The 23,112-nt window shown below is 34.7% G+C and carries 27 protein-coding genes; 24 read left to right on the forward strand and 3 right to left on the reverse strand.

Annotated elements, in window-relative coordinates; genetic code table 11:
* The first annotated feature begins 70 nt into the window (after positions 1 to 70).
* The 16 genes from J2S19_RS13230 to J2S19_RS13305 all read left to right on the forward strand — a co-directional run bounded on the left by J2S19_RS13230 (position 71) and on the right by J2S19_RS13305 (position 15,818).
* Positions 71 to 547 (forward strand): PRC-barrel domain-containing protein, encoded by a 477-nt coding sequence (locus J2S19_RS13230; RefSeq protein ID WP_307342661.1) that lies wholly within the window; start codon positions 71 to 73, stop codon positions 545 to 547.
* A 13-nt stretch (positions 548 to 560) separates the two neighbouring features.
* Positions 561 to 752, forward strand: a complete 192-nt coding sequence (locus tag J2S19_RS13235) for a YrzR-like zinc ribbon domain (RefSeq protein ID WP_307342665.1) — start codon at positions 561 to 563, stop codon at positions 750 to 752.
* Between the two features lie 14 nt (positions 753 to 766).
* Positions 767 to 898 carry a YrzQ family protein gene (locus tag J2S19_RS13240; protein ID WP_307342668.1) on the forward strand — a complete coding sequence of 44 codons (132 nt, stop codon included), beginning with the start codon at positions 767 to 769 and terminating at the stop codon, positions 896 to 898.
* A gap of 159 nt (positions 899 to 1,057) precedes the next feature.
* Positions 1,058 to 2,119, forward strand: coding sequence for an AI-2E family transporter (locus tag J2S19_RS13245; RefSeq protein WP_307342671.1), 1,062 nt, complete (start codon positions 1,058 to 1,060; stop codon positions 2,117 to 2,119).
* Between the two features lie 511 nt (positions 2,120 to 2,630).
* Positions 2,631 to 5,270, forward strand: coding sequence for an alanine--tRNA ligase (gene alaS / locus J2S19_RS13250; protein ID WP_307342674.1), 2,640 nt, complete (start codon positions 2,631 to 2,633; stop codon positions 5,268 to 5,270).
* A gap of 79 nt (positions 5,271 to 5,349) precedes the next feature.
* Positions 5,350 to 5,634: an IreB family regulatory phosphoprotein gene (locus J2S19_RS13255; RefSeq protein WP_307342922.1), complete on the forward strand. Its 285-nt coding sequence runs from the start codon at positions 5,350 to 5,352 to the stop codon at positions 5,632 to 5,634.
* A gap of 54 nt (positions 5,635 to 5,688) precedes the next feature.
* Positions 5,689 to 6,108, forward strand: coding sequence for a Holliday junction resolvase RuvX (gene ruvX, locus J2S19_RS13260; protein WP_307342677.1), 420 nt, complete (start codon positions 5,689 to 5,691; stop codon positions 6,106 to 6,108).
* 40 nt (positions 6,109 to 6,148) lie between these two features.
* Entirely contained in the window at positions 6,149 to 6,436 is a 288-nt protein-coding gene (locus J2S19_RS13265; protein WP_307342680.1) for a DUF1292 domain-containing protein, read from the forward strand.
* Between the two features lie 444 nt (positions 6,437 to 6,880).
* Positions 6,881 to 8,020 carry an endolytic transglycosylase MltG gene (mltG, locus tag J2S19_RS13270; protein WP_307342682.1) on the forward strand — a complete coding sequence of 380 codons (1,140 nt, stop codon included), beginning with the start codon at positions 6,881 to 6,883 and terminating at the stop codon, positions 8,018 to 8,020.
* A gap of 226 nt (positions 8,021 to 8,246) precedes the next feature.
* Positions 8,247 to 8,891 (forward strand): O-methyltransferase, encoded by a 645-nt coding sequence (locus tag J2S19_RS13275; RefSeq protein ID WP_307342685.1) that lies wholly within the window; start codon positions 8,247 to 8,249, stop codon positions 8,889 to 8,891.
* 168 nt (positions 8,892 to 9,059) lie between these two features.
* A complete protein-coding gene (locus tag J2S19_RS13280; RefSeq protein ID WP_307342688.1) occupies positions 9,060 to 9,989 on the forward strand; it encodes a peptidase U32 family protein in 930 nt (309 codons plus the stop codon).
* 118 nt (positions 9,990 to 10,107) lie between these two features.
* Positions 10,108 to 11,376, forward strand: coding sequence for a peptidase U32 family protein (locus J2S19_RS13285; protein ID WP_307342691.1), 1,269 nt, complete (start codon positions 10,108 to 10,110; stop codon positions 11,374 to 11,376).
* Between the two features lie 3 nt (positions 11,377 to 11,379).
* Positions 11,380 to 12,015 (forward strand): uridine kinase, encoded by a 636-nt coding sequence (udk, locus tag J2S19_RS13290; RefSeq protein ID WP_307342694.1) that lies wholly within the window; start codon positions 11,380 to 11,382, stop codon positions 12,013 to 12,015.
* Positions 12,016 to 12,371: 356 nt separating this feature from the next.
* Positions 12,372 to 12,845, forward strand: a complete 474-nt coding sequence (gene greA / locus J2S19_RS13295) for a transcription elongation factor GreA (protein ID WP_307342695.1) — start codon at positions 12,372 to 12,374, stop codon at positions 12,843 to 12,845.
* A 304-nt stretch (positions 12,846 to 13,149) separates the two neighbouring features.
* A complete protein-coding gene (locus J2S19_RS13300) occupies positions 13,150 to 14,898 on the forward strand; it encodes a peptidoglycan D,D-transpeptidase FtsI family protein (protein ID WP_307342698.1) in 1,749 nt (582 codons plus the stop codon).
* Positions 14,899 to 15,131: 233 nt separating this feature from the next.
* Entirely contained in the window at positions 15,132 to 15,818 is a 687-nt protein-coding gene (locus J2S19_RS13305) for a YrrS family protein (RefSeq protein WP_307342701.1), read from the forward strand.
* A gap of 237 nt (positions 15,819 to 16,055) precedes the next feature.
* On the opposite strand, the gene J2S19_RS13310 is transcribed toward J2S19_RS13305, so the two are convergent.
* Positions 16,056 to 16,262: a DUF2536 family protein gene (locus J2S19_RS13310; RefSeq protein WP_307342704.1), complete on the reverse strand. Its 207-nt coding sequence runs from the start codon at positions 16,260 to 16,262 to the stop codon at positions 16,056 to 16,058.
* 196 nt (positions 16,263 to 16,458) lie between these two features.
* On the opposite strand from J2S19_RS13310, the gene mtnN reads away from it, so the two are divergent.
* The 3 genes from mtnN to J2S19_RS13325 all read left to right on the forward strand — a co-directional run bounded on the left by mtnN (position 16,459) and on the right by J2S19_RS13325 (position 18,233).
* On the forward strand, positions 16,459 to 17,157 hold the full coding sequence (gene mtnN / locus J2S19_RS13315; protein WP_307342707.1) for a 5'-methylthioadenosine/S-adenosylhomocysteine nucleosidase: 699 nt from the start codon (positions 16,459 to 16,461) through the stop codon (positions 17,155 to 17,157).
* A 216-nt stretch (positions 17,158 to 17,373) separates the two neighbouring features.
* Positions 17,374 to 17,604 (forward strand): YrhC family protein, encoded by a 231-nt coding sequence (locus tag J2S19_RS13320; protein WP_307342710.1) that lies wholly within the window; start codon positions 17,374 to 17,376, stop codon positions 17,602 to 17,604.
* Between the two features lie 491 nt (positions 17,605 to 18,095).
* The gene (locus J2S19_RS13325) at positions 18,096 to 18,233 is read left to right on the forward strand and encodes a YrzI family small protein (RefSeq protein ID WP_307342713.1); all 138 of its coding nucleotides are present in this window, start codon (positions 18,096 to 18,098) and stop codon (positions 18,231 to 18,233) included.
* A 137-nt stretch (positions 18,234 to 18,370) separates the two neighbouring features.
* On the opposite strand, the gene sigK is transcribed toward J2S19_RS13325, so the two are convergent.
* A complete protein-coding gene (gene sigK / locus J2S19_RS13330) occupies positions 18,371 to 19,111 on the reverse strand; it encodes an RNA polymerase sporulation sigma factor SigK (RefSeq protein ID WP_307342716.1) in 741 nt (246 codons plus the stop codon).
* 212 nt (positions 19,112 to 19,323) lie between these two features.
* Here sigK and J2S19_RS13335 point away from each other — a divergent pair, with 212 nt between their 5' ends.
* Positions 19,324 to 19,479: a hypothetical protein gene (locus tag J2S19_RS13335; protein ID WP_307342719.1), complete on the forward strand. Its 156-nt coding sequence runs from the start codon at positions 19,324 to 19,326 to the stop codon at positions 19,477 to 19,479.
* A gap of 353 nt (positions 19,480 to 19,832) precedes the next feature.
* On the opposite strand, the gene J2S19_RS13340 is transcribed toward J2S19_RS13335, so the two are convergent.
* On the reverse strand, positions 19,833 to 19,973 hold the full coding sequence (locus J2S19_RS13340; RefSeq protein WP_307342722.1) for a sporulation histidine kinase inhibitor Sda: 141 nt from the start codon (positions 19,971 to 19,973) through the stop codon (positions 19,833 to 19,835).
* 351 nt (positions 19,974 to 20,324) lie between these two features.
* Between J2S19_RS13340 and J2S19_RS13345 the strand changes: the two genes are divergently transcribed.
* Genes J2S19_RS13345 through yhbY form a run of 4 tightly spaced genes read left to right on the forward strand, consistent with a single transcriptional unit; the run spans position 20,325 to position 23,098 of the window.
* Positions 20,325 to 20,840: a YqeG family HAD IIIA-type phosphatase gene (locus J2S19_RS13345; RefSeq protein ID WP_307342725.1), complete on the forward strand. Its 516-nt coding sequence runs from the start codon at positions 20,325 to 20,327 to the stop codon at positions 20,838 to 20,840.
* Between the two features lie 5 nt (positions 20,841 to 20,845).
* Positions 20,846 to 21,952, forward strand: a complete 1,107-nt coding sequence (gene yqeH / locus J2S19_RS13350) for a ribosome biogenesis GTPase YqeH (protein WP_503128646.1) — start codon at positions 20,846 to 20,848, stop codon at positions 21,950 to 21,952.
* A gap of 18 nt (positions 21,953 to 21,970) precedes the next feature.
* The gene (aroE, locus tag J2S19_RS13355; protein WP_307342731.1) at positions 21,971 to 22,804 is read left to right on the forward strand and encodes a shikimate dehydrogenase; all 834 of its coding nucleotides are present in this window, start codon (positions 21,971 to 21,973) and stop codon (positions 22,802 to 22,804) included.
* Positions 22,805 to 22,807: 3 nt separating this feature from the next.
* Positions 22,808 to 23,098, forward strand: a complete 291-nt coding sequence (yhbY, locus tag J2S19_RS13360; protein WP_307342734.1) for a ribosome assembly RNA-binding protein YhbY — start codon at positions 22,808 to 22,810, stop codon at positions 23,096 to 23,098.
* Positions 23,099 to 23,112: the final 14 nt, after the last annotated feature.

Here is a 23,112-nt window from a genome sequence, read left to right on the forward strand (position 1 = left end):
TAATCGTTACACCGTATGATGGCTGTCCAAACAGCAAATGCTAAAAATGTTCGGGAAGGTGGAGATGACTTTGCGGACATTTTCAACATTGAAAGGGATGCCTGTATATTGTAATAAAAGTGCAACCCTATTAGGATATGTAACCGATTTATATTTATCCCCTCAAGGTCAAATATTCGGACTATTAATGGAAGGCAAAGGGCTCATTAATCGTGACAAATTTGTTCCTTTTGAAGTTGTGGATGCTTTAGGAGAGAATGGTGTCATGGTTAAGGATCGAAATAGTTTACAACCTGTCCATGCTATAAAAACGAATCAACAGTATATCCCATACGATGACCTTCATTTTAAGTCTGTATTAACAAGAGAAGGTGAAAAATTGGGATTATTAGAAGATGTATATATTTCTGAAAAAATGGGAACAATTGAGGCATACGAATTGACGGACGGATTTTTTGCTGATATCACAGAAGGAAAGAAAGTTGTTAAAGCTTCTGGTGAACCACTTACGATTAGCAAAGATGCGATCGTCATGGATTTTAGTTAGTGAGGTGTGCCAGTTGTTTTCATGTCCGAATTGTAGAAGTAAAGACCTAGGGAAAATCGGTGTAAATCAATATTATTGTTGGAGTTGTTTCATTGAGCTATCAGTTTCGAAGGGTAAGATATTAACTCACCAAGTTGAAGAAGATGGAACATTAAGTTCTTTGGATGATTTGTTTTCAGATGATGAACGATCAATAAGCATGTAAAGGGGAGATTGGTCTTGAAACGTACCGTAACCTCACTACTTTCAATTGGTCTTGGAGCTGCCGCATATCACTTTGCTCGTAATTCTAATTTACAATCAAATCGTTCTATGAAGAATATGAAAAAACGTGTCATGAAGATGCTTTAACAAGAAATTTAGTCATTTTTAAAAAAGGGGACTGGCACTTCAAACATTATATATAGATTTAAAGCATTCTTATTTTCTATATCAATGTTTGTTGGTCAGCCCTCTTTTTAATGTATAAAATGTTCACTTCCTTCCACAATATAGGGAAGGAGGAATATGATGAGAGAACGTCAGATTAAATGGTTATTACATATTTCAATCTTATTGTTAAGTTTGTTAACAGTTTTTGTATTTTTTAGAATCTATGATGTTTGGGCTCCGTTGTTTTTAATGATTAAAGCAATATTGGTCCCTTTTCTCATTAGTGGTTTTATTACGTATTTACTTCATCCTGTAATTGAAAAGCTTCACCGGACAGGTGTCCCAAGATCTTTATCTATATTAATTATCTATTTGTTGTTCTTTGGCGTCATTGGTTATGGGTTTTACCGGGGGATACCGGTACTTATTAGCCAACTACGTGATTTATCTGAGAATTTCCCACGATTATCGATTACTTATAATGATTGGATAAAAACGATCCATACACATACAAATAATTGGCCTGAAGGTGTCCACGAAAGAATTGACTTGATGTTCCAACAAACTGAGGAATGGCTAGCAAAGACTGTTGAAAAGGTTATCAACGGACTTAGAGGCATACTTGATTATATGCTTTTACTAGCAATTATTCCTTTTTTAGTCTTTTATATGCTAAAGGATTATGAGTTACTGAAAAGAACCTCCTGGTATTTAACACCGCGAAAATGGCGAAACCCAGCGAGAAAGTTTTTAAAAGATATCGACCATTCCCTAGGAAATTATATTAGAGGACAATTACTTGTTTGTTTTATTATCGGTGCGTTAGCTTTTGTCTCATTATGGTTCTTTAACATAAAATATCCGTTGATATTAGGTCTAGTCATCGGTATAACAAATATTATTCCTTATTTCGGTCCATTAATTGGGGCAATTCCCGCTCTTATTATTGCGGCAACGATGTCTGGTAAATCGATTATGGTAGTCATCATTATTATTGTTGTTCTCCAATTCCTTGAAGGAAACATTTTAGGTCCATTAATCGTTGGTCGAAGTCTTCATATGCACCCGATCATTATTATGCTTGCATTATTAGCCGGTGGAGAAATAGCTGGTGTGTTAGGGATGATGTTAGCTGTGCCAATTGTCGTTATTTTAAGGGTGGTTATCATGCATCTAGTTGAAATAAAACGGAAACATTGACAATTTTAGATGGCTTGTCTATAATTCACGATAGAATATATAACAAAACTATGATGGAACAAGTATGTTGTACCACTTTATAGAGAAGAATTTCCTTTGGCTGGAAGAAATTCTAAAGTATGGGCAGCAGAAAGCTACTCCTAAGTGCAGGTAAAGACTGCCGGTTTATCTCGTTACTGATAATGAAGTGATAGATTTTCGCTAATTGTACCTGCACGCTTAGGGGAAAATCTGTAATCAGGGTGGTACCGCGAGTGAGCTCTCGTCCCTGTGGAAAGAGGATTTCTTTACACAGAGACGGGAGTTCTTCTGTTTAAAAGGGCAATTTGTAACCTTGACTATTCTCTAATTGTTCTTTTCAATAGAATTGTATTTCCTATGCCTAACGATTGTGAATAGATGCTTGGAACTATTCCACCTGCTAATTACAGCATCACAAGCAGAAACAACATAACGAAGTTTACTGTGACAGCAAAAATATTAATTATATAGATACACAAGGAGGATACATATGAAAAAACTATCATCTGCTGAAGTAAGACAAATGTTTTTAGATTTTTTTAAGGAAAAAGGCCATACTGTTGAACCAAGTGCATCGCTTGTGCCACATGAGGATCCTACACTTTTATGGATAAATAGTGGTGTTGCAACCCTTAAGAAATATTTTGACGGGCGTGTTATACCTGCTAATCCAAGAATTTGTAATGCTCAGAAGTCAATTCGTACGAATGATATTGAAAATGTAGGGAAAACTGCTCGCCATCATACATTTTTTGAAATGTTAGGGAACTTTTCAATTGGTGACTATTTTAAAGTTGAAGCAATTGAATGGGCATGGGAGTTTTTAACGAGTGAAAAGTGGATTGGATTTGAACCTGAGAAGTTATCTGTAACGATCCACCCTGAAGATGAAGAGGCATTTTTACTTTGGAGAGATAAAATTGGTATACCTGAGGAACGAATTATCCGTTTAGAGGGAAACTTCTGGGATATCGGTGAAGGACCAAGTGGGCCAAATACTGAGATATTTTATGACCGTGGAGAAAGCTTTGGGAATGATCCTAGCGACCCTGAGCTATATCCAGGTGGTGAGAATGAAAGATATTTAGAGGTTTGGAATCTTGTTTTCTCACAATTTAATCATAATCCAGACGGTACATATACTCCACTTCCGAAGAAAAATATTGATACAGGTATGGGACTAGAACGTATGGTATCCATTATCCAAGATGCGGAAACAAATTTTGATACAGATTTATTCATGCCAATTATCAAGGCAACTGAACAAATATCTGGAGAGACGTATCGAACAAATAGTGAAAAAGATGTATCGTTTAAAGTGATTGCAGATCATGTTAGAACAGTAAGCTTTGCTATAAGTGATGGTGCACTCCCATCAAATGAAGGACGAGGCTATGTATTACGAAGATTATTAAGAAGAGCCGTTCGTTATGCGAAAAACATTAACATTAATCGTCCGTTTATGTATGAACTAGTACCTGTTGTCGGTGAAATCATGGTTGATTTCTATCCAGATGTAAAAGCGAAGACAGAATTTATCCAGAAAGTAATAAAAAATGAGGAAGAACGCTTCCATGAAACATTGAATGATGGTTTAGCGATTTTAAGTTCGGTTATGAAGGAACAAAAGGCGAATGGAAGCCAAGTTATTCCGGGTGCTGATGTATTCAGACTGTATGATACATACGGTTTCCCAGTGGAACTTACAGAAGAATATGCTGAAGAAGATAATATGAAAATTGACCATGCAGGCTTTGAATTAGAAATGGAAAAGCAACGTGACCGTGCTCGGGCAGCTATTCAGAAGGTTGATTCAATGCAAGTTCAAGGAGGCGTGCTTGGCGATATTAAAGTCGAGAGTGAGTTCGTTGGTTATAATCAGCTAGCTATTGAAAATTCTAAAGTGTTAGTCATTGTAAAAGATGGAGAAGTGTTATCAGAAGCTCAAGCTGGAGACGAAGTACAATTAATTCTAGACAAAACACCTTTTTATGCAGAGAGCGGCGGACAAATAGCTGATGAAGGTATTATTAGTAATGAACAAGTCAACATTGTTGTTAAAGATGTACAAAAAGCGCCTAATGGCCAAAACCTTCATAATGTAACAATTAAAGACGGCGTGATTAAAACGAATGATCTCGTCAATGCGATTGTATCTGAAGAAAATCGTAGTGGAGTTGTCAAGAATCATACAGCGACACATTTATTACATCAAGCATTAAAAGATATTCTCGGAAATCATGTAAATCAAGCCGGTTCGTTAGTGACGGATGATAGACTCCGATTTGACTTTTCACATTTTGGGCAGGTTACTCATGAAGAACTGGCTAAAATAGAACAAATTGTCAACGAAAAAATTTGGAGCAATATCCAAGTAAATATTGATTTTAAAACTTTAACTGAAGCAAAATCAATGGGAGCGATGGCCTTATTTGGCGAAAAATACGGCGAAATTGTACGAGTCGTTCAAGTAGGTGATTATAGTCTTGAATTATGTGGCGGTTGTCATGTTGATAATACTGCAACTATCGGACTCTTTAAAATTGTATCTGAAACAGGAATTGGTGCCGGTACAAGACGTATTGAAGCAGTAACAGGGAAAGCTGCGTACGAGGTTATTAATGAACAACTAGAAACGTTACAGGAAGCTTCTGCATCTCTAAAGACAAACCCAAAAGACATTGTAAGTAGAATTGAAAGTCTTTTATCAGAGCATCGTGAACTTCAACGAGAAAATGAATCATTACTTGCGAAACTAGGTAATCTTGAAGCAAGTAATATTGTAGATAAAGCTGTATCGATAAATGGTGTTACGGTGTTAGCTGCAAAGGTAAATGCAAAAGATATGAATAGTTTACGTGGAATGATGGATGACTTGAAAAATAAACTAGGATCCGCCATTGTAGTGCTTGGTGCCACAGATAACGATAAAGTAAATATTGTTGCAGGAATAACGAAAGACTTAGTTGAAAAGGGTTATCATGCAGGTAAACTAATAAAAGAAGTAGCAGAACGTTGTGGTGGTAAAGGTGGCGGACGCCCAGAAATGGCACAAGCTGGTGCAAAAAATCCAGAAAATTTAACAGATGCATTGAACTATGTCGAAGAATGGGTTCAATCCGTTTTATAATTAAGTAAAGTAGTGTAGAATGAAGATAAGTAAGATTGGACATGCAGATTCTAATGAATCTAAGAAAGAGGTGCGAATGGTGAGTTCATTTGATAAAACGATGAAATTTAATTTCTCTGATGATTCGGTCGAAACAAATGTAAATGAAGTACTCTATACCGTTTATGATGCTTTACAAGAAAAAGGTTATAATCCAATTAATCAAATTGTAGGCTACTTACTTTCTGGTGATCCTGCTTATATCCCACGTCACCGAGATGCACGAAATTTAATTCGTAAGCTTGAAAGAGACGAATTAATTGAAGAACTCGTAAAATCTTATTTACAGAATCAAAATGGAGCAAATGCGAAACAAATAAAATAACGGTTAGCTTTTAGTTATGATAATCTTTATTTTGATGATATCGAAAGGACAAACATGCGTATATTAGGATTAGATTTAGGTTCTAAAACACTTGGTGTAGCAATAAGTGATGAACTAGGCTGGACAGCACAAGGTGTGGAAACAATTAAGATAAACGAAGAAAACCGAGATTTTAACATCAAAAGACTTTCTGAAATTATGGACGAATTTTCAGTAGAAAAAGTCGTTCTCGGTATGCCTAAAAATATGAATGGAACAATTGGACCTAGAGCAGAGGCAAGTCAAAATTTTGCAGAGGTTCTTAAAAAGAAATTTGATGTTCCAGTCATCTTGTGGGATGAAAGACTTACAACGATGGCTGCTGAGAGGATGTTAATCTCAGCAGATGTGAGCCGAAAGAAGCGAAAGCAGGTCATCGATAAAATGGCAGCAGTTATGATTTTGCAAAGTTATTTAGATAGTCTAAGTAATTGAAAGCAGCAAACTAAAAAAAGAAATGAAGAGGTGTCCATATATGGAACATGGAGAAAAGCAAATTACAGTTATAGATGAAAACGGCAATGAACAACTATGTGAAGTGTTATTTACATTTGAATCAGAAGAATTTAAGAAATCGTACGTTTTATATTATCCAGTTGGTGCAGAAGAGGATGACAGTGAAGAAATCGAAATCCACGCTTCAAGTTTTAGCCCACGTGAAGATGGAGAAGATGGTGATTTAGAGCCAATTGAAACGGAAGAGGAATGGGATTTAATTGAGGAAATGCTAAATACATTTCTAGATGAAGAAGAAGCTGAATAATTTACAACAATCATGCAGTTAACCGTCTTGGTTAGCTGCATGATTTATTTTCGGGTTAGAGTAATGAACTATCCGTATCATTGAATAAACTAAATAAGCTTAAGTCTCAGGCTTGTTGCCGCCTTCTGCTTTCGTATTCATCTGTGTAAACGCACGGATACGTTATACATTTCCCACTACCGCAGAACTTCCGTAATTACGCTTAAATGAACCCATAGAAATATTTGACCTAAAAAGCAACCTCTTTAAAAAAAGCCCTAAAAATAAGTTGAAGATAGTTATTTAATAGTATTAGTACATATGTAAATAGGAAAAATATAAAAACGAGATAAATAAATACGGTTACGATTCATATATTTTTCATATACATACCATTTTTCTGAAAAAATTGCCGAATCATAATGAACATTGTAGTATAATGATTGAGATGAGAGGAGGATGTGAATGTCTGAAAAAGATTCGAATAAATCGTCTTTTAAAGAATCGTTCAAAAATAAGTTACTTGAAAAGCAAAAAGAAACTAAGGTTGCCCGTAAAATTGTACTAACGGTATTTACCATTATCATCATTGTCTTTTCAGGCCTTATAGGTGGCGGTTATTTATATATTAAATCAGCACTAGAACCTGTTAATCCAAATGATAAAAAGGGTATAGAAGTAACGATACCGATTGGGTCGACAGTGACAACAATCTCAAATATTTTAGAAGAGAAAGAGATTATAAAAGATGCACGCATATTTAAATATTATATAAAATTTAAAAATGCAGCAGATTTTCAAGCTGGTGAGTATACCCTTAATAAATCAATGACATTTAATGAGATAATAGAAAGCTTACAACAAGGAATGTTAATGCAGGAAGCTGCATTTCAAGTTACGATTCCGGAAGGTCGACAACTGGATGAGATTGCTTCATTAGTCTCAAAGAAAGCACCATACTCAGAAAAAGAAATTATGGGGAAATTAACAGATAAAGAGTTTATACAAGATATGATGGGTAAGTATCCAAATTTATTAACAGATGATATTAATGGTAAAGATATTAAGTACGCACTTGAAGGCTATTTATTTCCAGCAACATATCCTTATTATAAGGAAAAACCGACAATTGAAGAAATTATTGAGCCGATGATTAAGAAGATGAATGAAATCGTGACCGTTTACTTACCACAACTGGAAGAACAAAAAATGTCGGTTCATGAATTCGTCACAATGGCTTCATTAATTGAAGAGGAAGCAACTGAAAAAGCAGACCGTGAGAAAATATCTAGTGTATTTTATAATCGAATTGAACAAGACATGCCTTTACAAACAGACCCAACTGTTTTATATGCGTTAGGAGAACATAAGGATCGTGTATTATACGAGGACCTTGAATTTGATTCTCCATATAACACGTATAAGAATAAAGGACTCCCGCCTGGACCAATTGCAAATGCAGGTGAGACATCATTTAATGCCGTTTTAGCACCAGAAGAGACGGACTTCCTGTATTTCTTAGCAACAAAAGAAGGCGAAGTTATCTTTACTAAAACACTAGAAGAGCACAATATTGAGAAAAATAAACATATCATTGGTCAATGATAGCTGGACTAGAGTAATCGCACTTCTAACAGAAAAAAGGACGGTTTTTCGGCTATCCATCATCAGAGCTTAATGTTGTCAGTTCGCAAACATAGCCTCGTTATGGTACAATATATCGAGTTGTGAATGGACGTTATTACGAATAAGAAATTATTTAAAGAGTTCTCATTTCATGAGGCTCTTATTTTCGGTATAACGATATACTTATTGAATGTAGGTGTGCAAGATGATTGATAACGATGTAATTACCTATTTGGAAAATTTACTTCCTAAACGACCAAAATATGTACAAGACATGGAAGAAATTGCGGCACAAAATGAAATTCCGATCATGGAGAAGACTGGAATTGAAGTATTGCTATTACTATTATCAATGCAAAGGCCAAAGAAAATACTTGAAATAGGTACAGCAATTGGATATTCGGCTATTCGTATGGCATTGAAGATTCCTACTGTAGAAATATATACAATTGAGCTTGATGAAGAAAGATATCAACAGGCAAATCAGCATATAAAAGCAATGGATTTAGAAACGCGTATCCACACCTTTCATGCTGATGCACTTGAGATATCAGAACAATTAAAGCAATTTGGACCTTTTGATGCACTATTTATTGATGCTACAAAAGCGAAATATACAAAGTTTTTTCAAGCGTATGAACCAATGCTATCTGACGGTGGTATTATTTATTCCGATAACGTCTTATTTAAAGGGACTGTAGCACGTGACCGTTCAGAACTTCAAACGAGGAGACAACGAACCTTAGTTAGAAAATTAAATGATTTCAACAAATCATTATATGAATTACCAAACTATGATACAACAATTATTCCAGTTGGGGATGGAATAGCCGTAACAAAACGGACTTAATCTATCCTCATACAAATCAATTGTTGTTTTTAATCGTTCATTTAGGCTGCTATGAAATTATTGATGTATATTCAAAATCACCATTTATAGACAATTAGTACCTTAATTTATCAATAATTTTAGTGTTTAAAAATCTATTTGAATAATTTTAAGATGAGGTGTTGAACCATGAAAAAACCCGAGTTATTAGTCACACCTAAGAAGGTTGACGATATAGCTCCATTAATAGACGCAGGAGCAGATGCGTTTATTATCGGAGAACAAAAATACGGCTTAAGATTAGCCGGTGAATTTTCTAGAGAAGATATTATAAATGCCCTAGACATTGCGCATAAGGCAGGTAAAAAAGTCTACGTAGCAATGAATGCTATCTTTCATAATGACATGATTAGTGAGATTGAAGATTATTTGACATTCCTTTCTAAGTTAGATGTTGATGCTGTCGTCTTCGGAGATCCAGCAGTATTAATGATTGCAAAACAAGTTGCTCCATCTATTAAGCTACATTGGAATACCGAGACAACAGCAACTAATTGGTATACATGTAACTACTGGGGACGTAAAGGAGCAAAACGTGCCGTATTAGCACGGGAGCTAAGTATGGATGCAATTATTGAAATAAAAGAACATGCTGAAGTAGAAATAGAAGTTCAAGTACATGGCATGACATGTATGTTCCAATCAAAACGAACACTTCTTGGTAATTACTTCGAATACCAAGGTAAGGCACTAAAAATTGAAAAACGCACGAAAAGTGAAAAGATGTTTTTGCATGATCCAGAAAGAAATAATAAATATCCAATCTTTGAAGATATAAATGGTACACATATTATGAGTCCTAATGATATTTGTATCATTGATGAATTAGGAGAAATGATTGAGACAGGCATCGATTCATTTAAAATAGATGGTATCCTTCATTCCGCTGAGTATATTAAAAACGTTACAAAGATTTATCGCCAAGCAATTGACCTTTGTGCTAATGACTTTGATAAATATGAAGAAGAAAAAGATAACTTCTTAGATGAAATCGAAAAATTACAACCAAAAAATCGACCATTAGATACTGGTTTCTTCTTTAAAGAGACAGTATATTAACTCTCTTTTGTACTAAAGAGAAACATAAGGTTTAACCCAAGCTGGTAATGTGGAGATGAAATTCAAATTCAACGATAAACACATCCATGTAATTTAAGTGGCTATAGGAGTGAAAAGCATGACGGTTTTAGAAGATAAAATTTCTAAAATAATAAATGGAAAACGGGTAATAACTAAAAAACCGGAATTACTAGCTCCTGCTGGTAATTTAGAAAAATTGAAGATAGCAGTTCATTATGGTGCAGATGCAGTTTTTATCGGTGGACAAGAGTATGGACTTCGATCGAATGCAGATAATTTTACGATTGAAGAAATGGCAGAAGGTGTCAGGTTTGCAAACAAATATGGTGCAAAGATTTACGTAACAACGAATATATTTGCTCATAATGATAATATTGCTGGCCTTGATGAGTATTTAATGAGCCTACAAGGTGCTGGAGTAACTGGGATTATCGTTGCAGACCCATTAATAATCGAAACATGTAAGCGAGTTGCTCCAAAGTTAGAAGTTCACCTTAGTACACAGCAATCTCTTTCAAACTGGAAAGCTGTTCAATTTTGGAAAGAGGAAGGGTTAGAACGAGTTGTTTTAGCTCGAGAAACAGGCGCAGAAGAAATGAAGGAAATGAAAGAAAAGGTGGATATAGAAATTGAAGCATTTATCCACGGAGCGATGTGTATTGCCTATTCAGGGCGCTGCACATTAAGTAATCATATGACAGCACGTGATTCAAACCGCGGTGGATGCTGTCAATCCTGTCGTTGGAATTATGATTTATATAAGCAAGATAACGAACAAGAAGTCGCTCTATTTGAAGAAAATGATGCAGCCTTTGCAATGAGTCCGAAAGACCTAAATTTAATTGAATCTATTCCTAAAATGATTGAACTAGGGATTGATAGTTTAAAAATCGAAGGCAGAATGAAATCAATTCATTATATCGCAACTGTAGTAAGTGTATATAGAAAAGTAATTGATGCATACTGTGCTGACCCGGAAAATTTTATCATTGACCCGGAATGGTTAAAAGAATTAGATAAATGTGCGAATCGTGAAACAGCATCATCCTTCTTTGAAGGGATACCAGGATACCAACAGCAAATGTTTGGTAATCATAGTAAAAAAACTGCATTTGATTTTGTTGGTCTAGTTCTAGACTATAACGTTGAGACCAAGATGGTTACTTTACAGCAACGTAATTTCTTCAAACCTGGTGATAAGGTTGAATTTTTCGGACCAGAAATAGAAAATTTCTCGCAAACAATCGAAACAATTTGGGATGAAAAAGGGAATGAACTTGACGCGGCGCGCCATCCTTTACAAATTGTAACCTTCAAAGTGGAAAAGCCGGTTTCGAAATTGAATATGATGCGAAAGGGGCTCTAATAGATGAAAAAAAAGCCCATTGTTATAGGTGTAGCCGGTGGTTCTGGTTCGGGTAAAACGAGTGTCACGAAAGCCATTTATGAACATTTTAAAGGACATTCAATTCTCATGCTGGAACAAGATTTCTATTATAAGGACCAAAGTAATGTACCTTTTGAAGAAAGACTAAAAACCAATTATGATCATCCATTAGCATTTGACAACGATTTATTGCTAGAGCATCTAAATGCTTTGCTTGATCATAAGTCAATTCATAAGCCTATCTATGATTACAAATTGCATACGCGATCAAAAGATGTTATGCTTGTTGAACCTAAGGATGTCATCATCTTAGAGGGGATATTAATTTTAGAGGACAAACGATTACGTGATATTATGGATATTAAACTGTTCGTTGATACTGATGCAGATTTAAGGATTATTCGTAGAATATCCCGTGATATGAAAGAACGAGGGCGTTCTTTTGATTCGATTATTGAACAATATCTGTCGGTAGTGCGTCCAATGCATAATCAATTCATTGAACCGACAAAGCGCTATGCAGATATCATCATTCCAGAAGGTGGTCACAATTACGTAGCAATTGACTTAATGGTAACAAAAATTCAAACAATTCTTGAACTAAATGCAATTTTGTAATAACATAGCATAGATAAAGAGTACAGTGATCATATTATGTGTATAAGAAAAATATATTTCTTGCAGCATCTATTAAAAAGTAAAGGGCACGATTGCCCTTGCTTTTTTCACATAGTAAGAATATATGAGTTAGTTTGAAGTGTTAATGTCTCTATATATCTTACTAAAGAATACTCTTTGCAATTAGAGACAAACTCGTGTCTCAACAAAATACATACTTTAAAGAAATACCCCTATTTGGTTTGAAAAGGATACTAAAATTTGTTGCTTTTTTAGTAGTAATGCAGCAAGGTTTACAAAAACAGCCTAATAAAAAACAAAATTCGGGGAAGTTAACTAGAAGGAGTGGAAAAAACATGGCACAAGAAAAAGTTTTTCCTATGACTAAAGAAGGTAAAGAAAAGCTAGAGCAAGAGCTTGAATATTTGAAAACGGTTAAACGTAAAGAAGTAGTAGAAAGAATTAAAATAGCACGCAGTTTTGGAGATTTATCGGAAAACTCAGAGTACGATTCAGCAAAGGAAGAACAAGCATTTGTTGAAGGACGGATCACTACGCTAGAGAATATGATACGTAATGCTAAAATAATCGTTGGTGAGGCTGATACTAGTACAGTTTCATTAGGTAGAACTGTGACCTTTTTAGAATTACCAGATGGCGATGAAGAAACATATACAATCGTTGGTAGCGCGGAAGCAGACCCATTTGAAGGGAAGATTTCAAATGATTCTCCAATCGCAAAAAGTTTACTGGGCCGTAAAGTTGATGAAGAGGTTACGGTTCAAACACCAGGCGGTGAAATGTTAGTAAGAATCGTAAAAATCAGCTAAGTCAATGTTTAATATAGGAGCACCTCGTCGAAAATGAAGACGAGGTGTTTTTTATTGGGCTTTTATCTTTGTTGTTGTATTTTTGCGAACATAAGGGCTTAATTGAAGCAAAAGTGCGAGATTCCTGCAGGATGCGTAGGAGAGGTGAGATCCCACTGGCGTTTACGCCGAGGAGTTCGAAAAACGTAGGCGGATAGCCTTCAACGTACAATACCTTAAGTGACAAAAAACATAAAGCAAACTGAACGTTTAGATAAACAGCGATATCAAACATGGAAAAATGTTAAGGAGGGAGGAGGAGAAAATGATTAAGAAAAGAATAATATTTATAGGCACTATCATAATGATGGGGTTATTTGTCATTCTATATCGATTAGCAGATATTCAATTAATACATACTGAATCATTTTCAAAGAAGGGAGTTAACCTCGTTCAAGAGAGTGTAAGTCAACGTACTCAAGAGGTAGTTATTGATGATGGACGAGGCAGATTTACAGATCGAAATGGTGCGCCACTACGTGACCAAGTTGAACCTTCTCTTGTCATATTTCCATTTTCTAAAGATATTGAATGGCCTGTTGAACAATTAACGAAAATTATTAATATATCAGAATCTAAATTAAATCACTTACTTGCCAACATAAAGAAACCTGCAGTGCTCTCAAAAAAGGAGGGTATACATTTAACAAGTGAAGAGATTGAATCAATAAATAATTTAAAAATACCTGGAATTTTCGCTATATATAAACAATCACCTATTGAAGAATCGATTGCTGAACATATAATAGGAATTACAGGTGAAAATCCTGAGTTGTTACGTAGTAAATACCCTGATCGTAGTGATTTGTCGTATAAAACTCAAATTGGTATAACAGGATTAGAGAAGGCGTTTGATGAATTTTTGTTACCGGATGCTGAAACAAAACTCCTTTATCATGTTGACGGAGACGGCAATCCGTTGTTTGGCATTAATGTTAAATATATGGCAGACGCCAATCCATTTTATCCAGTTACGATCGAGACTACAATAGACAAAGAAATTCAAGCTATGTCAGAAGATATCTTATCAAAACATAAGATAGAAAAGGGCGGGATAGTACTTCTGGATATTGAAACTAATAATGTTTTAGCTATGGTAAGTAAACCTGATGTAAATCGTGCAGAAGATGCTACACTCGCCAATCATATGATTCAACCAATTTTTCCAGGTTCCATATTTAAAACTGTCATTTCTGCTGCTGCAATTGAATATGGTTTAGATGATGCTACACGACAGTTTGATTGTAGTTTAAACCTACACGGTGAAAATGATGGAGGACAAGATGATGGAATGCTAAACTTTGAGAGAAGCTTTGCAAAGAGTTGTAATTATACTTTTACAACACTTGCTGAGGAGTTAATAAAAATAAATGATTCGGTCATTGAGGATACTGCAGAAAAACTTGGATTAGTAGGTCCAGTTGGCTGGAATGGAAAAGTTTTCCACTATGACAATTTTAAACAATTCCCAAATGAAAAGTTAGGGAAAATTTGGGGTGCAAACGAAGATAAACAAATAAAACGAGCTGTACATCAAACAGCAATTGGACAAAAGGATGTAAAAGTAACACCAATGGCAGTAGCGAATATGATGGCAACAGTTGCTCGTGGTGGAGAGAGGAAAAAAGTAAGAGTCGTTGAAAATATATTGTACAAAAATGGAACTAATATGTATTCCTTTACGTCTAATTCTATAGATGGTGAACATATTAGCCCATTTACTGCAAAATCTATGCAAAAGCTATTGAGGTTAGTTGTTACCGACCCAGAAGGGACTGGTAGGCGATTTCAATCATTAGAAGTAGAAGTATCCGGAAAGTCAGGGACCGCCCAGACGGGAAAAAAAACTGAACAAGGAGCGTCACTCTATAACAAATGGTTTGCAGGCTTCTTTCCGTCTAATCAACCTAAATATGCTTTAGTTGTTGTGGAGATGGATACAACGAGTGAAGAGTCTGGGACTAATGCATCATTTTATGATATTGTAAATGAATTAGCAAATAGAGATTTGTAATTCACCAAATTTTAAGGATTAATTAATAAATGAACAATCTTAGATTTGTCAAGGATTTGTAATTAAATGAATGGAATAAAATACAAAAATATAACATTTTTCACTGTAGAAAAAGCATCGTACCAATCACCTATTGACAATACTAGTGGACTAAAATTATTCGAAAAACTAGATTGAATGGCGTTCAAATGCTAGAATAAGACAGAAGGTAAGAGGCAAAGGAGTGTTAGACCTTGAGTAACTATGATGTACATTCTCGTTTTGAGAAACGGGATAAACGGAGAAAAACAAATATTGTCTTAAATACATTAATAGGTATTGTTGTCGTGCTTATCGTGTTTATAGGTTCTCAACTTATTCTTGGAGGTAATGATGCAGATAAAACTGCAAAATATAATGAGCAGCCTGAGATAAAGCTTGCTAATGAGGAAAATACTATAAAGGAACAAAACGAAAAGGATACAAACGATAATGATGCAGATACAAAAAGTGAATCTAATGAAAGTGATACAACAGAACCATCAGATGACGTAGTAGAGGATGAGACTGCTCATAACGAACGAAATCTTGATGATGATAATTCGGAAGATACAACAATTACTGCAGGCGAACCAGGGTCAGGTGTAGAAGAAACGATAGAGAGTTCAGGATGGGAACCTGTTGGAACTTCTCAATCCGAGCCCCATGCAGCAGACTATACGAAAGGATCTCAAGATTGGAATGAGATGACTAGAGCTTTAAGTTATGCAACTGGAATACCCGAGAATGATATGATTATCTGGCGGTTAGAAAATAATGGGTCACCTAACGATGCTGTAGGGACAATTTCTCCAAAAGATAAGTCTGCAAAGTTTAAGGTTTATATTACTTGGGTTGAAAATAAAGGATGGAAACCAACAAAAATAGAAAAATTGAATTAATGTAAAAAAACAGTGGGACTTTTCCACTGTTTTTTTGCCCATTTCTTTAATTTCTTAATGTGTAATGGGATGAATAAATAAAGGTTACTAGCAGGAATGCCGCTTAAATTTGAGGATTAGCAGATCCGAAAAAGTGATAAGTGAAAGAGGTCTTATCACCCAACTATACATTTTTAAAAGGCTAGAAAGGGTTCTTCAGATTGTCAACACTATGCGTACATAGGCCAATTTTTTTCATTAATTCGTCGCTTTAAAGTGTACTACAGCACTATAGAATCTTTTTCCGTCATCTGTAATATGCATTTGATGTGACACAGATGATACTGATAATAAAATCGCCTGATTCTGCTCGATTTTTTCATTTATTCTCTTCTCCAGCTCTTTTATAGAAGTTGCTTCGAAAAATTCTACTTTGTCTTTTAAAATATCCAGTTTGAAATTCATTCTATACACCTCACAAACACATTTTCTGTAATAGCTCTAAGTTTATTTTACAACAGAATCTAATAGGACGATACGTAATCCTTGGCAGTTAGCGAAAGTCCAGTTTTTTTCTTGCTATGGTATCATAAAATAGGTAAACTTCTAGGTGGTATATCGTACATATCAATAGTGCTTAATATGGAAAGGATTTGAAGACATGAAAATTGCGATAATCGGAGCAATGGAAGAAGAGGTTACCATACTTAGAGACAAGTTGGAGAATCGTAAACAAGAAGTTATTGCTGGAAGTGAATTTACTACAGGACAATATAATGGAAAAGAAATTGTCTTGCTAAAATCGGGTATTGGTAAAGTAAATGCAGCAATGAGCACGACTTTGTTGTTAGACCGTTACCAACCTAACTATGTTATTAATACAGGGTCAGCAGGTGGTTTTCATCCCGAGTTAAATGTAGGAGATGTTGTCATTTCTTCTGAAGTTCGCCACAACGATGTGGATGTAACAGCATTTAATTATGAATATGGACAAGTTCCAGGGTTACCGCCTGCTTTTATCCCTAATGAAAAACTTATCGACATAGCAGTCACTAAAGCGAAGGAAATAAAAGATATTCAGGTTAAAAAAGGGTTAATTGTTACGGGTGATTCTTTTTTGAGTGACCCTGAAAAAGTAGAATTTATCAGAAATAAATTCAACGATTTACATGCAGGAGAAATGGAAGCTGCTGCAATAGCTCAAGTTTGTCATTTATTTAATATACCATTTCTCGTTATACGTTCTCTTTCTGATATTGCAGGTAAAGAATCCAATGTTTCATTTGAGCAATTTTTAGATAAAGCGGCAAAAAATTCAGCACAATTAATACTAAGTATGATTGAAGAAATAAATAATTAAGATTTATTGATATAAGTACATCAACAAGACAGGTGGGCAGAAAAGCTGACCTGTTATTGTGGTGTTCGTAAATATACTATCTTTACTTAGTCTTATGTATCGCTTTGGCGTGGTCCCATCATAGCATAGCCGTAAATTTTGGTGAAATTTACATGATTCATAGACAGCTAGATTATGTTATTCTTTTTCTATAACGTCCAATATAGGTGGGGAACTATGGAAAAGAAAAAATTACATGGTTTAATGATAGATTTTAAAAACTACGCGATTATTTTATTAGCTGTTAGTACTTTTTTATATATAGGGGTAGTAATACCTGACCAAGGAAAATCTGAATTGTATGATATAATTCTCATGGTATCGACAATAGCATTGCTAGTCATTTCATTTCTATGTTTTAAACGGTCTTTATTTTATAAAAAGCAATATGACAATATCGAAGAATAAGCAAAGGGTGACTCATATGATTTTTGAGTCACCCTTTGTTATGCAAAATTTGGTCTCGAATCGTATCGTTCAAATGAGTCTGCTCGGGAGACTGAATTCACGAGATTTTAGTTTTAAAAAAATCTTTACATTGTTGGAAATTGAGGTTATAATTACCATTATCAAAAAGGAGGTCGATGAAAATGAAAACTACACAGCAAACAACTATCAATCATTCATTATACATATTTTCATCTTATCGACCGCTAAAGGATCATTCATTGTGAGAGTTTACTAAACAAATTATGAATGCCAACGGGGATAGATGTCTCTCCGTGGCTTAAAATATTTATTATTAACGTCACAGAATCCTGTGGCGTTTTTATTTTGTTTCTTTTAAATGCTCATATTTATGAATGTGAATTTTGAAAAATAGAGGCAGTAGTATATTGATTAAATGATGAAAGGTGGTCGATTATTATAAAAAAACTCAATTAAAGGGGGTGAGAAGCATGACGATAAATTTATTCTTTATTACATTAACTATAACAAGGCGTTTACAGTCAAAAGACAAGGTTGAACGTAACGAAGAAATCAACAAATTAATGGAACAATCTCGAGATAAACTTTACAAAACAGGAGATATGTAAAATTACTTAAAAAGTGAACAGGAGGAATTTTTATGATTGGGAAAGAAAGATTACAACATTTATTCGTTTTGAAGGATAGTACCTAGCTATTATATGTGAATATAGCTATTAGAATATAGTTAGAAAGAGAGAAGGCTCTAGCCTTCTCTTCTTCTTTTAGGATTACTTTTTTTTCGTTTTTCCTTCTCAGCCCGATAAAACTCGTGAAACATTTTCATAAGTGCCCGTTTTTCAATTCTCGATACATAGCTTCTTGAAATGCCTAATTCTTTTGCTATTTCTCTTTGTGTCTTTTCTTCTTTTAAATCCAACCCAAATCTGCCTACAATTACTTCTCTTTCTCTTCCATCTAATATATCAATGTATTCTTTTACCTTTTCTAATTCCATGTTTAGCTGAATCGTGTCGATTACATCTTCATTTTCTGACTTTAAGACATCGATTAAACTGATCTCATTTCCTTCTTTATCCTGCCCAATTGGGTCATGTAATGAAACATCTTTTTTTGTTTTCTTTAAGGCCCGTAAATGCATCAGTATTTCGTTCTCTATACAACGAGCCGCGTATGTTGCGAGTTTTGTACCTTTTCCTTGAGAGTAACTTTCAATAGCTTTAATCAAGCCGATTGTACCAATGGAAATAAGGTCTTCAGAATCTTCCCCTGTATTTTCAAATTTTTTGACAATGTGAGCAACGAGTCTTAAATTATGTTCAATCAGAAGATTTCTCGCATACTCGTCACCTTCTGCCATTAGACGTAAATATTTCTTTTCGTCCGATGCAGACAAAGGCTGTGGGAAGGCATTATTTTTTACATAAGATACTAAGAACACTAATTCTTTTACGAAAAAGCCTAGTGCTGATAAGAGACCTGCCATTACCTCCACCTCCACTAATCCATTTATATAGGCTAAAGCCTATAAATAATATGTATGTAAAGATTCCTCGGTTCGTGCATGTACAATGAAATTAGAGCATTTATATTTTCTTTAGATTTAATAATCAATGGCAATAGAATATTTTGCTAGCCTATACACATTTAGACATCTATACATATTTATATATAGGTTTATATAAAGGAGGTACTATTATGGATGGATATGCTTATTACGGTCCAGGTCCATACCCATACTATCCAACATATGGCCGTATCGGATCTGGCTTTTGGTATGCAGTAATAGTGGTGTTGTTAATATTGTTATTAGTGTTTGGCGGAGGGTATTACTATTACAATTATTATAAATAATGACGATTGATAATTCCTCAGTATGTATGATATGGCGATTGGAATGTAGTATTTGCAAAAGGACTTACTTGTGCACAAGTGTGGAAAGGTATGGGTATGTAAAACAGAACAGCTATTTATTCAAATAGATGGGAATAATAAAGAGTAGAATTTAATGAAAAGCCGGTAAACGTTTGATTTTCACTGGCTAGCAGCGTAAAAAAATAAAGCAGTCTCAAAAACTTATCCTTTTTTCTTGAGACTGCTCTTTTATGTTTAGATGTTATATCATATAATTGTATTCTGTTATTGATGTAATACATAGTTAGTTGACTTAACAATATGTAGTTTTTAAGTTTAATTAATGTCCCTTTTTAAGAGGATGCTTTTAGCACATGACCTAAAGAACGGCGTTTGATTTCATTTTTTATTAGTTCGATGAAGTCATCATTAAGTTTCAATTCTGTCGCTTTATAATAAGATTCAATGAGTAATTCGTCAGAAAGTTTTCGCATGTTGGTGGCCAACTAATTGGCTCTACACCTCCTAACATAAACATTTCAATGTTTATTTTCTTGTTGTTTTTAATCTATCATGATTTAACATGCAGAACAACCGTTCTCTTATCCACAGATGCAGGTGGATAAGTTGTGGGTAGTTTGTTTGTAAGTTTGTATATATGTGTAATTACAAGGGGGATAATGTGTATAATATTATCCACAACTGTTGAAGTGTCTCAAAATTTGTCGAAAAGTTTTTATCATTTGTTGAGTAAGTGATACATATATATAATTTTCTTTTGAAAGTATGCGATAATTTAGTTATGATGTAAGTTGGCAAAAAAAGAATATTGAGGTGCAAAACTCATGTTACGACAATTTTTACCTGGAGAATATGTGAAAAGTATTTACCATATATCTCCAAGACAATTAAGCGACAGAGGTATAAAAGGGATTATTACTGATTTGGATAACACTCTCGTCGAGTGGGACAGGGAAGAAGCTACTCCTCAACTCATTGAGTGGTTTAAAGAAGTAAAAGATTCAGGAATTCAAATAACTATCGTATCAAATAATAATGAAAAGCGTGTAAAAGATTTTTCTGACCCTTTACAAATACCATTTATCCATAAGGCGAGAAAGCCATTAATGAATGCCTTCAAAAAGGCATTGAAAACGATGAATTTGCAAAAAAGTGAAGTCGTTGTGATAGGTGACCAGCTTTTAACAGATGTGTTAGGCGGAAACCGTACTGGACTTCATACAATTTTAGTAGTTCCAGTAGCGCAAACGGATGGTTTTTTCACTCGAATTAACAGAAGGATTGAACGTAGAATCATGAATACCTTAAAAAGAAAAGGGATGATTCAATGGGAGGAATAGAAAGCGTGTCAGACAAACAAGTTTCTTGTATTGGTTGTGGTGTGTTCATCCAAACGGAAGAGCCACAAAAATTAGGGTATGCCCCAGAGAGTGCTTTATTAAAAGAGGAAGTTATCTGTCAAAGATGCTTTCGCTTAAAAAATTATAATGAAATTCAAGATGTTTCATTGACGGATGATGATTTCTTAAAGATTTTACACGGGATTGGTCAGTCAAAGGGTTTAATCGTCAAAATCGTCGATATTTTCGATTTTAATGGTAGTTGGTTACAAGGAATCCAACGATTTGTAGGAAGCAATCCAGTCCTTTTAATAGGAAATAAAAGTGACATATTACCGAAATCGGTCAAACAACAAAAGTTAATCAATTGGATGAAACGAGAAGCGAAGGAATTAGGATTAAAGCCAATTGACGTTTGCTTAGTCAGTTCCCAAAGAGGCCACGGCATTAAAGAAGCTGCAGAATTGATTGACGAATATCGTAATGGGCAAGATGTTTATGTTGTAGGGTGTACGAATGTCGGGAAATCAACATTTATAAATCGGATGATTAAAGAAGTAGCAAATGTTCAAGAATTGATTACGACATCACATTATCCAGGGACAACATTAGATTTAATTGAAATTCCACTTGAAGATGGTACAGCATTATATGATACTCCTGGAATTATTAATCATCATCAAATGGCACACTTTGTAGACAAGCTAGATTTAAAACTTTTAAGTCCTAAAAAGGAATTAAAGCCTAAAGTCTTTCAATTGAATGAAAGCCAAACATTGTATTTTGGAGGAATAGCTCGTTTTGATTATGTATCAGGTGGAAGAGAATCGTTTGTTTGTTATATACCTAATGAAATTACGATTCACCGTACAAAACTTGAAAACGCAGATGCATTATACGAAAAGCATGTTGGAGACTTACTCACACCACCTCGAAAAGATGCAATTGATTCATTCCCAAAGCTAATTCCACACACTTTTACAATAAATGAAGGAAAAACAGATATCGTTTTCTCTGGGCTTGGCTGGGTAACTGTGAATAATCCAGGTGTGAAAATAGTTGCATATGCTCCAAAAGGAGTAAACGTTACAATGAGAAAATCGCTAATATAAAACTTAGGAGAGGTTTATATGGGGAATTTATATGGTGTGATAGGCTGTCCGATCAGTCATTCGATGTCACCTGATATTCATAATCTAGCTTTTACTACATTAAATATAGATAGTTATTACAAAGCATTTCATATCGAACCTAGTCAGTTAGCTGAAGCGGTGGAAGCGATGCGGCTCTTAGAGATAAAAGGCTATAATGTAACGATTCCACATAAAGTATCAATTATTCCTTATTTGGACGAGTTAGATGTAACAGCACAAATTGCAGGTGCTGTTAATACTGTAGTCAATGTAGATGGGAAATTAATTGGTCATAATACTGATGGAAATGGTTATAAGAGGTCTTTAGAAGAAATGCTATTAAAACCATTACAAGATAATAAAATCCTCATTATCGGTGCAGGTGGTGCTGCTGGGGGAATATATTATACATTGGCACATTATGGGTGCCGAAATATTGATATAACGAATCGTACTTTACAAACGGCCGAAAAATTAATTGAGGATTGCCCTTATGAAAATAACAGCACGGCATTGTCTCTATTGAACGCAGAAGCACAACTAGGTCATTATGATGTAGTCATTCAAACAACAGCAGTAGGATTATACCCGAATATTAATGAACAGCCAATATCTGTTAAAAATGCAAAGGGATCTGCAATCATCAGTGACATCGTATATAACCCGATAAAAACCGCTTTTTTAAAGGAAGCTGAACAATTAGGTCTAACGATACATAACGGTGTTGGTATGTTCGTACATCAGGCAGCGATAGCTTTTGAATTATGGACGGGACAAAAGCCGCCACTTAACGAAATGGCAAAAGTAGTTCATGACAAACTAGGAGGTTAACAAATGTTAACAGGTAAACAGAAACGATATTTACGTGCAAAAGCACACCATTTAAATCCAATCTTTCAAGTAGGAAAGGGTGGAGTGAATGAGAATATGATAAAACAAATATCAGAGGCCTTAGAGGCACGTGAACTATTTAAAGTTTCTATTCTTCAAAATTGTGAAGACACTAAAGAGACAGTTGCAGAAGAACTTATAAAAGGTACTGGAGCTGAACTTGTTCAAATTATTGGACATACAATTGTATTATATAAAGAATCTAAAGAAAACAAGCAAATTCAGCTACCTTAACTTTTTAGGGAGGT

This window comes from Metabacillus malikii (assembly GCF_030813355.1).
GTDB lineage: Bacteria > Bacillota > Bacilli > Bacillales > Bacillaceae > Metabacillus > Metabacillus malikii.